This is a genomic window from uncultured Eubacterium sp. (genome assembly GCF_945980375.1).
In the GTDB taxonomy this organism is placed as follows: domain Bacteria; phylum Bacillota; class Clostridia; order Oscillospirales; family Acutalibacteraceae; genus Eubacterium_R.
Window position 1 is genome coordinate 62,974 of record NZ_CAMFQO010000003.1, and the last position, 12,922, is coordinate 75,895.

The following is a 12,922-nucleotide window of genomic DNA, read 5'->3' on the forward strand; positions in this document are numbered from 1 at the left end:
TAACTCCTAATAATTTACCTTATTCAAATACAGGCCTTGTGGCGGAGCGGTTTTTCCTGCTCGCGCTCTGTCCTTTGAAAGAATAATATCTTTAAGCTCACCGCTTTTAATTTTGCCCTCTGAAACGAAAAGCAACGTGCCTACCATAATTCTAACCATATTATACAAAAAGCCGTCACCGACAACCTTAAAATACACATAATCGCCCTCACGCCAAACATCAAAGCTGTATATTTCTCTTACGGTATCATCTACATCGGACTTAACACTGCAAAAACCGGAGTAGTCATATTTACCGACAAATGCCTGTGCCTCTTCGTTAAGATAATCAGCGTCGATGCTATATCTGTACCAAAAAGCATATCTTGCACAAAACGGATTTCTGTACTTTCCGTTATAAATTTTATAAACATATTCCTTTGATTTGCAGCAATACCTTGGGTGAAAATCAAGGCTAACCTCTTTGCAATCATATACTGCAATATCGTCAGGTAAATATGTATTCAGTGCAAGCACGGTATTGCTTGGTGAAATAGACATATCGGTATCAAGCGTAATGCAATACATATTTGCGTGAACGCCGCTATCGGTACGACTGCAACCGATAACATTGAGTCGTGAGTTAAACACCTTTTCAACAGCATCCTGAAATACTTCCTGTACCGTTATCGAATTACTTTGCACCTGGTAGCCGTGGTATGCAGAGCCATCATATCTTATTGTAAGCAACAATCTTCTCATATAACCTTTTTCAAAAGAAAGCCTGCAACAATGATGCCTGTAAAATATATAATTGAAAAAATAAGAATAGCATAATCCCTTGCAGACATTTTCATTATTTTCATTTTTGTTCTTCCGCTTCCGCCTCTGTAACACCTACATTCCATAGCGTACTCAAGCTCATTTGCCCTTCTGAACGAAGACACAAACAGCGGTATCATAACAGGTACAACAGCCTTTACTCTTTTTAATACACCGCCTGATTCCATATCTGCACCTCTGCTTTTTTGGGCAGACATAATTTTATCTACCTCTTCAACAAGCGTTGGAATAAAACGAAGAGCAATAGTCATCGTCATAGCAATTGAATGAACGTCCACCTTTATTAATGCTAACGGCTTTAGCAGCGATTCCATTGCATCGGTTAACGATGTGGGCGTTGTGGTGTATGTCAATACCAATCCGAAAACAACAAGAATAATAATTCTTAACGCCATAAAAATTGAATTATTAATTCCCTGCTGTGTAATCTTTATAAATCCAAGTGTAAATATCGGCTCGCCTGACCCGTAAAACAGATTAAGCACCGTAGTAAACAGTACAATAATCATTATCGGCTTTATGCCTTTTAGCATAACCTTGGGTTTAATTTTTGCAATAGCTGTTACTGTAACAGCAAGTATTATTGCAGCCCCCATTGTAAAATAGCTTTTGCATAAAAATACAGAAACCATAAAGAGCAATGTTACAATAATCTTAACCCTTGGATCAGCCTTGTGAATTAAAGAATCACCGGGAAGATACTGACCAATTGTTACATCAATCATTTAAGCTCCTCCTTACTCTTTAATCGCTGAAATTCCCTTATGCCCTGTTCAACAGTATAGATATCTGTTCTGCAATCAATGCCCAAATCCTTGAGCTTAAGAAATACATCCGTAATTTCGGGAACATTAAGACCTATTTGCTTTAGCTCTCTGCCTCTTGAATAAACCTCGTCAACGGTGCCGAACATTGCAACCTTTCCGTCGTTAAAAACCATAACTCTATCGGCAATTTTTGCAACATCCTCCATTGAATGAGATACAAAAAGAACCGTGTTGCCCGATTTTCTTTGGTAATCCTTTACAAGACCTAAAATAACATCTCTGCCCTTTGGGTCAAGACCGGCGCAGGGCTCGTCCAAAACAAGAACCTGTGGCTTCATAGCTATGATAGAAGCAATGGCAACTCTGCGCTTTTGACCGCCTGACAAATCAAACGGAGATTTGTTCTCGTCGCTCTGCTTCAGGCCGACATATTCCATACTTTCATAAACTCGGCTTTTTATTTCATCATCGTTAAGCCCCATTTGCTTTGGACCGAAAGCTATTTCCTTAAATATCGTTTCCTCAAAAATTTGATGCTCCGGATACTGAAAGCATAGTCCCACGGTGAATCTTACATTGCGAATATCAGATTTGTTTTCCTTGCTCCAGATATTCTTATCATCAACAAACACTTCGCCCTGCGTTGGTTTCAAAAGACCGTTAAGGTGTTGAATAAACGTTGATTTTCCGGAGCCTGTATGACCGATTATGCCTATAATCTCGTTGGAGTGAGCGCAAAAGTCTACACCATCAATAGCACAGGTTTCAAAGGGAGTTCCAATGCCATAAACAAATTTTAAGTTTTTGCACTCAATTATCGCCATATCATTTATCTCTTTTCAAAATATCATAAAGTGCGTTTGCACATTCATCCGAATTCAAAACAGTTTTTTCCAAATTTAATCCAAGAGAATCAATAAGCTCTGTTGACTGAGGCACCTCAAGAGAATACAGCTTCATCTTGTCAACATTACTAAAGACCTCTGACGGAGTACCGTCAAGCATTATCCTGCCTTTTTCCATAACAACAACTCTGTCTGCCTTTACAGCCTCATCCATATAGTGAGTTATCAGTACAACCGTAATACCCTCTTGCTTGTTAAGCTTAATTACGGTATCAATAACCTCTTTTCGTCCGATTGGGTCAAGCATGGCAGTTGGCTCATCAAGAATTATGCACCGTGGCTTCATGGCAATTATACCTGCAACTGCAACTCTTTGCTTCTGACCGCCGGAAAGCTTTGACGGAGTTTTGAGTCGATAGTCATACATACCTACAGTTTTTAGGGCTTCATCAACTCTTTTTCTGCATTCCTGTGAAGGAACACCAAGATTTTCGACACCAAATGCAACATCCTCTTCAACAATCGAAGAAACAATCTGATTGTCGGGATTTTGAAAAACCATTCCGGCATCGCGTCTAATCTCATAAATACTGTCGTCGTCAACAGCAACCTTACCATTTACGGTAACTGTTCCCTCATCGGCAAACAGTATTCCGTTAGTTAGCTTTGCAACAGTCGATTTTCCCGAGCCGTTGTGACCGAGGATTGCAACAAATGAGCCCTCCTCAATCGACAGATTAAAATTTTTAAGCACAGGAATATCAAAAGCATTGTCACTGTCATCAACAGCCTTGTATGAAAAAGACACATTATCAAATTTAATTAATTCCATAGATTAAGCCTTCCATATTGCAGTTGTACCGCACGGCAAAATTCCACCGTTTGCAGTAACCGGCAAGCCGATTTCATCTGCCTCAACACTTCCGCCGTGCTTTGATGTAACAATGTCATCCAATATGTATTTCATAACAGATGCCGACAAGCCTGTTGTGTATGAATTAAGGATAATCGCAATAGGCTCGTCAGATAAAATCTTTTCTACCTCTAACATAAAATCATAAAGGCAGTCCTCAAGCCGCCAGGTTTCACCCTTTGGACCTCTGCCGTATGACGGCGGATCAAGAATAATAATATCGTACTTGTTATCTCGCCTAAATTCACGCTTAACAAACTTAATGCAATCATCTACAATCCATCTGACATCACCGTCGGCAACACCTGACGCCTGTGCATTTTCCTTTGCCCAATTAGTCATACCCTTTGATGCATCAACGTGTACAACGCTTGCACCCTCTTTAAGGCAGGCTACGGTAGCAGCACCTGTGTAAGCAAAAAGATTAAGAACCTTTACCTGCTCTTTATCGGAGTTCCTTATCAGCTCTCTGACATAATCCCAATTAACTGCCTGTTCCGGAAAAAGACCGGTATGCTTAAAGCCCATTGTTTTGATGTTGAAGGTTAAATCCTTATATCTAACCTGCCAAGCGGCCGGCATTCTTGAAAAAACCTGCCAGCTACCGCCACCTGTTTTTGATCTTACATATCTTGCATTCGGCTGATACCAAAGTCTATGCTCTCTTTCACTTTTCCATATAACCTGTGGATCGGGTCTGATTAATATTTCTCTTGTCCATCGCTCAAGCTTTTCTCCGCAGGAGCAATCTATTAATTCATAATCCTTCCAATCTGTTGAATATCTCATTACGAAAGTCTTTCCTTAACTACCTGTGCTATTTCTTCTCCTAACCTTTGGATATGGTCTTTGTCCTTACCCTCAAGCATCACTCTAACCAAAGGCTCTGTTCCGCTTACTCGTACAAGCACGCGTCCGTCACCCATCAATTCCATTTCAGCCTTTTGTGTTGCGGCAATAATATATTCGTCATTGTTGTATTTTTTCTTGCCCTCGGCAGAAACCTTAACGTTTATAAGAACCTGCGGATAAACCTGCATTACCGAAGCAAGCTGAGATAAAGGCTTATGGCTTTTTACAACTGCTTTAAGAAGCTGAACACCCGAAAGCTCACCGTCGCCGGTAGTTGCATAATCAAGAAAAATTACATGTCCCGACTGCTCACCGCCGATATTATATCCGTCCTTTAGCATTTTTTCAAGAACATATCTATCGCCGACAGCAGTCTTTGCACAATTAATAGAGTTTTCATTGCAGAACTTGAAAAAGCCCAAATTGCTCATAACGGTTACAACTGCCGTGTTTTGCTTAAGTCTTCCCTCCTGCTTCATCATTGAAGCACATATTGCAATTACCTTATCACCGTCAACCAGATTTCCTTTTTCATCAACAGCAAGCATTCTGTCTGCATCACCGTCAAAGGCAAGGCCGACATCAAGACCTGCATTCTTTACAAACTGCATAAGCTCATCAGGATGAGTGGAACCGCAGTTATAATTAATATTTGTTCCATCGGGAATATCATTTAGCATATAACAGGTTGCTCCGAGCTGTGAAAAAATTTCCTTTGCACACACACTTGCAGAGCCGTTTGCACAATCAATAGCAAGCTTTAAGCCGTCAAATTTGACATCTGTTGTAGAAACAATATGCTTTACATAATCCTTAACAGCTGTTTTGCAGACAGTAGAATTTCCCACGTCACCGCCTGTTTTTAGCTCAATTTTTTCTGATTTATCAAGGATAATTGACTCAATCTCCTCTTCAAGTCTATCATCAAGCTTATAACCGGACTTTTGAAAAATCTTAATGCCGTTGTATTCACAAGGATTGTGAGAAGCAGAGATCATAATTCCCGCCTCACATTCGTACAAACCGACAAGATAGGCAACTGCCGGCGTAGGAATAACACCTACTGACAAAACATTGCATCCAACCGCACAGAGTCCAGCGGTTAATGCCGCCTCAAGCATATCGCCCGATGCTCTTGTATCCTTACCAATCAATACGGTTGGTTTTGAGCTTTTAGAATTTTTTAACAAAACAGTAGCGGCGGCACATCCTATTTGCATTGCAAGCTCATTTGTTAAATCCTCGTTTGCAACACCGCGTACACCATCTGTGCCAAAAAGTCTGCCCATAAAAACAACTCCCTAAATTACAAATCAAATGTTTGTTGCGTATTATCTGTATTATCCTTGTTTATTCCCAGATGCCTATATCCCGCAGGGGTTACTATTCTTCCTCTCGGCGTTCTCGCCAAAAAGCCTATCTGCATAAGATACGGCTCGTATACATCCTCAATAGTAACGGATTCTTCCCCGATAGCTGCAGAAATAGTTTCAAGACCTACAGGACCGCCATTATAATTTTTAACCATAGTCATCAGCAATCTGCGGTCAATAGAATCAAGACCAAGCTCATCAATTTCCATACTTCCAAGTGCCGATTCGGCAGCCTCGCTTGTTATCACACCGTCATACTTAACCTCTGCGAAATCACGGCTTCGCTTCAAAAGACGGTTTGCAATACGAGGTGTTCCTCTTGAGCGAGATGCAATCTTGTATGCACCCTCGTTATCAACAGAAATATTCAAAATTTTTGCTGACCTATGTACAATCTGCGAAAGTTCCTCGGGAGTGTACATTTCGAGTCTCAATACAACTCCGAATCTATCACGAAGCGGAGCAGAAAGCTGACCGGCTCTTGTGGTAGCTCCGACAAGTGTAAACCTTGGAAGACTTAACTGATAACTTCTTGCGCTCGGACCCTTGCCGATAATAATATCAATCTTTCCGTCCTCCATTGCAGGATAAAGAATTTCCTCAACGGTTCTGTTTAACCTGTGAATTTCGTCAATGAACAGAACATCACCCTGCTCAAGATTGGAAAGAATTGCTACAAGATCACCCTGCTTTTCAATGGCAGGACCGGAGGTGATTCTTATATTGACTCCCATTTCGTTTGCAACGATACCTGCAAGAGTTGTTTTTCCGAGTCCCGGAGGTCCGTAAAGCAAAACATGATCAAGTGCTTCGCCTCTCTGCTTTGCTGCCTTAATGTAAATTGAAAGATTTTCCTTAACCTTTTCCTGACCGATATAGTCGGTTAACTGCTTCGGTCTTAAGGAATTTTCTATATCTTCGTCGGCAGGAGTATATTCAGGTGCTGACATCCTGTTTTCAAAATCGTATTCAAATTCGTTTTCTATCATAATTTCACCTATTACAAATTAGCGGAAAGAGCTTGAAGCCCTTTTCTAATCATATCATCAACGGACATAGAAGGGTCAAGCCTGCTGACAACAGTTGCGGCATCGGATTGATTAAAGCCAAGAGAAACCAAAACCTCTATTGCCTCTGATGAATTTGAGCCAACAGTGCTCGCTTGAATATTCTCAACAACAGCAGCCGATTCACCGCCGGCAACCAGGCTCATTTTATCCTTTAGCTCAAGCACAATTCGTTCGGCAGTTTTTTTCCCTATACCCTGTGCGGCTTGAATAGATTTAGTATCACCGCAGGATACTGCAATTGCAAGCTTATCAGGAGAAAGAGCTGATAAAATAGATATTGCAGCCTTTGGACCGACACCGCTTATGGAAATCAAAAGCTTAAAGGCCTCAAGCTCGTTTTGAGTGCTAAAGCCGTATAAATCCATAGCATCCTCTCTGATACTCATATATGTGAGTAGCTGAACCTCTGTGCCAACGGTTGATAAGGACGTGATAGTTGTAGTACTTGCAAAGCACTTAAACCCAACACCGCCACACTCAACAACAACAAATGTAGGCTCCATATAAGTAAGTGTACCCTTTATGCTGTAAATCATAAGCTATTCTCCGAAAGATTTGTAATTCTGTTGATTTTGTTCATTGCCGATGAGCTGCAATGAGCGTGGCATATAGCCATTGCAAGAGCATCGGCAGTGTCATCCGGCTTTGGAATTGCATTAAGCTTCAAAATACTTTTTGTCATTTCCATAACCTGTATTTTCTCCGCCCTACCGTAGCCTGTAACGGATTGCTTTACCTGAAGCGGAGTGTATTCATATATGTCCTTCATATTCATCTGTGCAGCCAGAGTAATAACTCCCCTTGCCTGAGCAACATCGATAACTGTTTTTTGGTTTGAGTTATAAAAAAGCTTTTCCATACTCATAACCTCAGGCTTATATTTTTGAAAAATATAGCACATATCGTTGTATATGGTTTGCAGTCTTTGAGGAAAAGGCATTTCGGGAGTTGTTGTTATTGCACCGTAGCCAAGCACCCTAAATTTCGAGTGAGAATATTCAATTATTCCCCAGCCTACAATAGCATATCCCGGGTCAATTCCTAAAATAACCATAGCAACCACTTTCAAACAATTTTATTAATTATATCACATTACAAATTATTATGCAATATATTATTATATTAATATAAAATAAAAGGAGAACAAATACTGTTCTCCTCAGCGTGTCGAAAAATCAAATTATAAATTTTGACACGCTGGTAGACTGTTTAGAAATGGAGCTGAATTTCGCATTTTGCGAGGGAAGATGTACGAGGGTACCTCGACCGAGCAAAAGGCGAAAAACGCCAAAAGCGGCTTAGATTCGATGTCTAAGCCGCTTTTACAATCCCTCCGTCAACGCATACGCGTTGCCACCTCCCTTTACACAAGGGAGGCTAAAATCGGTTTATTTAATTTATATGGCGTGTTTCAGCCCACTTTATCGACAGTCTAAGGAGAACAAAAACTGTTCTCCTTTTATGGCATAGCTATTATACAATACCCTGAGCCATCATAGCATCTGCAACCTTTTCAAAGCCTGCAATATTTGCACCGGCAACATAGTCACCGTCAAGGCCGTATTTCTTTGCGGCATTATCAATATTATGATAGATGTTAACCATAATTTCTTTAAGCTTTGCATCAACCTTTTCAAAGGTCCAGCTGATACGTTCGCTGTTTTGGCTCATTTCAAGAGCCGATGTTGCAACACCGCCTGCATTTGCAGCCTTACCGGGTGCAAACATTACACCGTTCTCCTGCAAATACTTTGTTGCTTCGAGAGTTGTTGGCATATTTGCACCCTCTGCAACGGCAATACATCCGTTTGCAACAAGTGCTTTTGCATCATCAATGGTCAATTCGTTTTGTGTTGCGCAAGGCAAAGCAACATCGCACTTAATCTGCCATACGCCTCTGCCTGCATGATACTGTGCTGAAGGACGCGCCTCTGCATATGCAGTAAGACGTTCTCTCTTTTCCTCCTTAATTTCCTTAAGAAGCTCTACATCAATACCCTCGCTGTCATAAATCCAGCCTGTTGAATCAGATACGGTTACAACCTTTGCACCAAGCTGTTGAGCCTTTTCAACAGCATAGATAGCAACGTTACCGGAGCCTGAAACACAAACTGTCTTTCCTTCTATTGAAGAGTCGTTACACTTAAGCATTTCCTCAGTCAAATACAAAAGACCGTAGCCTGTTGCTTCCTTTCTTGCCAAGGAGCCGCCAAAAGAAAGACCTTTACCGGTAAGAACACCCTCGTAGGTACCCTGAATTCTCTTGTACTGACCGAACATATATCCGATTTCTCTTGCACCTGTACCAATATCACCGGCAGGAACGTCGGTATCGGCACCGATAACCTTGCAAAGCTCTGTCATAAAGCTTTGGCAAAACATCATAATTTCTCTGTCACTCTTGCCCTTAGGATCGAAGTCAGAGCCACCCTTACCGCCACCGATAGGAAGACCTGTAAGAGAATTTTTGAAAATTTGCTCAAAGCCAAGGAATTTAACAATACCGAGGTTTACGCTTGGGTGTAGTCTTAAACCGCCCTTATAAGGACCGATAGCAGAATTAAACTGAACACGATAGCCGCGATTAACGTGTACCTGACCGTTGTCATCTATCCACGGTACCCTGAAACGAAGTATTCTTTCCGGCTCGATAAGTCTTTCGAGCAAAGCAACCTGACGGTACTTCTTTTCGTTTGCATCAATAACAGGACGAAGTGAATTAAGCACCTCGCTTACAGCCTGAATAAATTCCGGCTCGTAATAATCTTTTCTTTCAAGATACTCAAGTATCTCATCAACATAAGCCATAGTCATTTTCCTCTCTTATTTTAGTTTGTTATATTACTTTAACACGTTAAATCAAATATATATTATCACATTACAGATAATTTGTCACTATTTTTATTACAAGTTTATAAAAATATTTACAAAAACATATAATTATGATAGTCTATTTATGAAATATGTACAAAAGGAGCGCATATGAAAGCTGTTGTAATAGGTATCGGAGTAGGGATTATTGCCATATACTTTTCACCACTGATCAAATCAAAAATTAATATTGGTAATATCTTCGGAATAAGCCTCGGTGCATCAATTATTGCTGTTAGTTTATTTTTTGATAAGATTGTATACCTATTCTCTTTTACGCTTGGAAAAATAATTATATGCTTTGCAGCGGTAATTATATCAATTTTTTTCATTGCATTCTTTATCACACTGATAAAAATTATTTCAAATTCAAGGCTTTCTGCAACCGACGAGGATATTGTTATTATTTTAGGATGCAGAGTTAAGGGCACTGCTCCCACAAAAGCATTGTACAGCAGATGCTTATCTGCCTCAAAATACCTAAAAGCTAACACAAATGCAAAGGCAATTTTATCGGGCGGACATGGCAAGGATGAGCAAATATCCGAAGCTGAATGTATGTACAGAATACTGACATCACTCGGAATAGATGAAAGCAGGCTCATAAAGGAAGAAAAGTCAACATCAACATATGAAAACCTTTTGTATTCAAAAGATTTAACACAAGAAAAAAGAATTGCAATAGCAACATCGGAATATCACATTTACAGAGCAAAATTGATTGCAAAGGAATTAGGCCTTTTAGCATCGGCTATTCCTGCAAAAAGCATACCTGTCTTACGAGTGTCATACTTTACACGTGAGGTTTTCGGTGTGTGGTACTTAAAGATTAGAAAAGCCCTCGGTTATTTTTCGTAACCGAGGGTTAATTTTATTCTCCGTATTGATTTAGATAATCATCGTAGTCATATTCGTATTGATAATCGTTATCATAGTTATATATTTTGTCGCCGTCAAAATTTGAAATATTAAACAGATTTTCAAACTGTGATAAAGTACCGAATGACAGCATAATTACATACAAAACCACACCGATAACAGCAAAGTATTTTGCTCTTTTTTTATGCTTATTGTTATCAACAATAAGATAGTCCGTAAAATCCATACAACCGCACTGAGGACAGCAATTAATTGACGGAGGTACGGTTAAGCCGCAATTATTACACATTTTCGGCTGAATTTTCTCTGTTTTCTTTCTGATTATTAAATATACGATTGCTGTAATAAGAGGAAAGAAAAAGCCTAAAACAGCATAAATCTTTCTGTCTTTAACGCCAAGAGCCTTGCCATCCTCATTGATTGCAAGACAAATAAACAGTCCAACCAAAAGACTTAATAACAACATTCCCAAAACAATAAGCATTGCAATGAGCAATTGTCTGTTGCTGATAGATAAATCATTAAGAATTCGTTGCATAAATTGTACCTCGTTAAAAATAAATATTCTTAATTTTGCCCACAACACTTGATAAATCGGTAATTGAAGCATAGTCGTATTGCGGGGCATTTTGCCTTTGATAGTCTAACAATGAAGGGCAAATATCTTTGTTTACTATCCACTTTTTTATTGCAAAATCATCACGAATTTTCTTGGTCAAATATCCATTGCCGAAAACCGTAAAATCATCAAGAAGCAAAAATACACCCTGCTGAAATCGCATCAAATCATTAACAGGAACATCAATAAGCCTTGCACTCGGAGCATTTAGGTCAAATAACGACCTACCCTTAACCTCCTCAAAAAGCTCCTTATAATTAATCAAAAGCTCCTTTCGGTTTTCAAACGCGGAGTCAAAGTCTGTATTCTTTGGATCTCTAAACAGAATTACAGAATAATCGTTTATCCATTTATTTGCAACGGACAGGTCACAGGTGTAATCCTCCTTTTGCTTTATTTCAACCGAATAAATTAAAATGTCTTTTGTATAAACATCTCTGTTTTTTAAGGCAAATGATAATGCTACAAACGGATTTTTTGTTAAATCAATAAGAGGACTTAGTCCAAAATAATGTTGAGAAAAGCTTAAAAAAGGATACATATTATCCGTTGATATTTCGCCGATTGTCTGTTCATAAAGGTTAATATATTCAGGAAATCTGTAATAAATCTCCTTTAGTCTTTTTGAATCTACAACCGCAAAGGGCTCGTCATCATCAAGGATAACATCCCTGCTTCTGTAAATAGATGGCATAAGAGGACGGTCAATGCTCCTGACACGTTCTCCCCTAAAAAATACATTCTCTTTATTCTTAAAGGGATTGATAATGCTCTTCTCAAATTCTTCAATACTGTTTATATATTGAGTTTGAGCTCTAAAATCAAAATCCAGCTCGTTTTCAATCTTACCTGCTAAATCGTATAGTTTATTAATGCTTTTCATTAGTATTTGTTATGTACCTTCTCCGCAAAGCAAAGAAAATCCTTAAATTCAATTTTTGTACCGTCATCAAGAACAGCGGTGCCGTTCATTCTGCCGAAAACCTGATGCTGATCGGTTACTATAACCTTCAAATCAATAAGTGCGCTTCTGTCAATAATCGGATAAAACTCCGCTTCAAATCTACCGTCAGAGGACTTAATTGTCCAATCGTCAACATAATTATCACTGATATTGAATACAACATCATAAAACTTATGTGCCTTACCGTCATAAAAAATAACATTTTCACTTGCAGCAGTCGTATCACCAAATCCATATCCGAGATTAAAGCCAAACGGCACTCCATCTATCTGTCCGGAGCCGGAGCCCCAATACCAATAGTTATCTCTTGTCCATACTCCTCTGCCCCAATCAAGCCCGGCAAAATCGGTGTCAGGATTAAGCTTGTAGGTTTTTCCGTTATATGTAACTGTACCCTGTGCACGAAGACAATTTATTTTTTGATTGTAATAAAAAGCTTTTTCGTCGTCGCTCCATGGGGTAGCAATAACCATACTTTCCATCGGTTCATCGGTAAGAACAATATCGCAGGAAATCCCCTGCTTTGAATTAAACGCAGGATAATTCATAACAATATGTCTTGATTTGCCGTCGTTGAGAAACTGCATATCAAGGCTTTTGTTTTTGAAGCAGGAATTGCCAATGGCTGAAGTGGACGGAAGATTTGTCTTGCCAAGCGGAAATGCGGTGAGAACAGACTGAGTATGCTCAACGGCATTTTTCAAATCCACAAAGCTAACGCTATACATTCCAAGATAGCCTAAATCGGAAATAGTTAAGCATAAGCAGAAATCATTGGAATTAGACATTATGTAGTAGTAGTCCCATTCCTTGATTCTTGTTTTTCTTTTCTTTATTTGTTCTCTGCTGTAAGTTTGAATTAATGATTTGCTCCAGCCGGGTTCAATAAGTCTACCATTACTATCAAGCAGATTATGTTTTTGTGTTACCTCATGATTTCTCATAAC

14 protein-coding genes are annotated in these 12,922 nt (G+C 39.4%); 1 reads left to right on the forward strand and 13 read right to left on the reverse strand.

All coding sequences use genetic code 11. The features are described 5' to 3' along the window. Window positions 1-6: 6 nt before the first annotated feature. The 10 genes from truA to gdhA all read right to left on the reverse strand — a co-directional run bounded on the left by truA (window position 7) and on the right by gdhA (window position 9,450). Window positions 7-741, reverse strand: a complete 735-nt coding sequence (gene truA / locus Q0P34_RS02060; RefSeq protein ID WP_294952153.1) for a tRNA pseudouridine(38-40) synthase TruA — start codon at window positions 739-741, stop codon at window positions 7-9. After that, entirely contained in the window at window positions 738-1,547 is an 810-nt protein-coding gene (locus tag Q0P34_RS02065) for an energy-coupling factor transporter transmembrane protein EcfT (protein WP_294952157.1), read from the reverse strand. The genes truA and Q0P34_RS02065 overlap by 4 nt, the downstream gene beginning before the upstream one ends. After that, a complete protein-coding gene (locus Q0P34_RS02070) occupies window positions 1,544-2,413 on the reverse strand; it encodes an energy-coupling factor transporter ATPase (protein WP_294952160.1) in 870 nt (289 codons plus the stop codon). The genes Q0P34_RS02065 and Q0P34_RS02070 overlap by 4 nt, the downstream gene beginning before the upstream one ends. 1 nt (window position 2,414) lies before the next feature. After that, a complete protein-coding gene (locus Q0P34_RS02075) occupies window positions 2,415-3,266 on the reverse strand; it encodes an energy-coupling factor transporter ATPase (RefSeq protein ID WP_294952162.1) in 852 nt (283 codons plus the stop codon). Between the two features lie 3 nt (window positions 3,267-3,269). Continuing rightward, window positions 3,270-4,136, reverse strand: coding sequence for a class I SAM-dependent methyltransferase (locus Q0P34_RS02080; protein ID WP_294952165.1), 867 nt, complete (start codon window positions 4,134-4,136; stop codon window positions 3,270-3,272). Continuing rightward, a complete protein-coding gene (gene glmM / locus Q0P34_RS02085) occupies window positions 4,136-5,488 on the reverse strand; it encodes a phosphoglucosamine mutase (protein ID WP_294952167.1) in 1,353 nt (450 codons plus the stop codon). Before glmM ends, Q0P34_RS02080 begins: the two co-directional genes overlap by 1 nt. 17 nt (window positions 5,489-5,505) lie before the next feature. Then, window positions 5,506-6,561: a Holliday junction branch migration DNA helicase RuvB gene (gene ruvB / locus Q0P34_RS02090; protein ID WP_294952170.1), complete on the reverse strand. Its 1,056-nt coding sequence runs from the start codon at window positions 6,559-6,561 to the stop codon at window positions 5,506-5,508. Between the two features lie 11 nt (window positions 6,562-6,572). Then, on the reverse strand, window positions 6,573-7,178 hold the full coding sequence (gene ruvA / locus Q0P34_RS02095) for a Holliday junction branch migration protein RuvA (RefSeq protein WP_294952173.1): 606 nt from the start codon (window positions 7,176-7,178) through the stop codon (window positions 6,573-6,575). After that, window positions 7,175-7,696: a crossover junction endodeoxyribonuclease RuvC gene (gene ruvC / locus Q0P34_RS02100; RefSeq protein ID WP_294952176.1), complete on the reverse strand. Its 522-nt coding sequence runs from the start codon at window positions 7,694-7,696 to the stop codon at window positions 7,175-7,177. Before ruvC ends, ruvA begins: the two co-directional genes overlap by 4 nt. 419 nt (window positions 7,697-8,115) lie before the next feature. Further along, window positions 8,116-9,450, reverse strand: a complete 1,335-nt coding sequence (gdhA, locus tag Q0P34_RS02105) for an NADP-specific glutamate dehydrogenase (protein ID WP_294952179.1) — start codon at window positions 9,448-9,450, stop codon at window positions 8,116-8,118. 174 nt (window positions 9,451-9,624) lie between these two features. Between gdhA and Q0P34_RS02110 the strand changes: the two genes are divergently transcribed. Then, entirely contained in the window at window positions 9,625-10,371 is a 747-nt protein-coding gene (locus Q0P34_RS02110; protein WP_294952182.1) for a YdcF family protein, read from the forward strand. Between the two features lie 13 nt (window positions 10,372-10,384). Here the strand turns inward: Q0P34_RS02110 and Q0P34_RS02115 are convergent, their stop codons facing one another. From Q0P34_RS02115 to Q0P34_RS02125, 3 genes are read right to left on the reverse strand one after another with little or no spacing between them, the layout of a single operon-like run. Then, window positions 10,385-10,930 (reverse strand): hypothetical protein, encoded by a 546-nt coding sequence (locus Q0P34_RS02115; RefSeq protein WP_294952185.1) that lies wholly within the window; start codon window positions 10,928-10,930, stop codon window positions 10,385-10,387. Window positions 10,931-10,943: 13 nt separating this feature from the next. Next, entirely contained in the window at window positions 10,944-11,894 is a 951-nt protein-coding gene (locus Q0P34_RS02120; protein ID WP_294952188.1) for an FRG domain-containing protein, read from the reverse strand. After that, entirely contained in the window at window positions 11,894-12,919 is a 1,026-nt protein-coding gene (locus Q0P34_RS02125) for a DUF2804 domain-containing protein (protein ID WP_294952190.1), read from the reverse strand. Before Q0P34_RS02125 ends, Q0P34_RS02120 begins: the two co-directional genes overlap by 1 nt. Window positions 12,920-12,922: the final 3 nt, after the last annotated feature.

Coding starts and splice junctions, on each gene's coding strand:
- Q0P34_RS02125 (WP_294952190.1), bottom strand. CDS start 12,919: ATGAGAAATCATGAGGTAACACAAAAACATAATCTGCTTGATAGTAAT.
- Q0P34_RS02115 (WP_294952185.1), bottom strand. CDS start 10,930: ATGCAACGAATTCTTAATGATTTATCTATCAGCAACAGACAATTGCTC.
- Q0P34_RS02075 (WP_294952162.1), bottom strand. CDS start 3,266: ATGGAATTAATTAAATTTGATAATGTGTCTTTTTCATACAAGGCTGTT.
- ruvA (WP_294952173.1), bottom strand. CDS start 7,178: ATGATTTACAGCATAAAGGGTACACTTACTTATATGGAGCCTACATTT.
- ruvB (WP_294952170.1), bottom strand. CDS start 6,561: ATGATAGAAAACGAATTTGAATACGATTTTGAAAACAGGATGTCAGCA.
- Q0P34_RS02065 (WP_294952157.1), bottom strand. CDS start 1,547: ATGATTGATGTAACAATTGGTCAGTATCTTCCCGGTGATTCTTTAATT.
- Q0P34_RS02080 (WP_294952165.1), bottom strand. CDS start 4,136: ATGAGATATTCAACAGATTGGAAGGATTATGAATTAATAGATTGCTCC.
- Q0P34_RS02110 (WP_294952182.1), top strand. CDS start 9,625: ATGAAAGCTGTTGTAATAGGTATCGGAGTAGGGATTATTGCCATATAC.
- Q0P34_RS02070 (WP_294952160.1), bottom strand. CDS start 2,413: ATGGCGATAATTGAGTGCAAAAACTTAAAATTTGTTTATGGCATTGGA.
- truA (WP_294952153.1), bottom strand. CDS start 741: ATGAGAAGATTGTTGCTTACAATAAGATATGATGGCTCTGCATACCAC.
- gdhA (WP_294952179.1), bottom strand. CDS start 9,450: ATGGCTTATGTTGATGAGATACTTGAGTATCTTGAAAGAAAAGATTAT.
- Q0P34_RS02120 (WP_294952188.1), bottom strand. CDS start 11,894: ATGAAAAGCATTAATAAACTATACGATTTAGCAGGTAAGATTGAAAAC.
- glmM (WP_294952167.1), bottom strand. CDS start 5,488: ATGGGCAGACTTTTTGGCACAGATGGTGTACGCGGTGTTGCAAACGAG.
- ruvC (WP_294952176.1), bottom strand. CDS start 7,696: ATGGTTATTTTAGGAATTGACCCGGGATATGCTATTGTAGGCTGGGGA.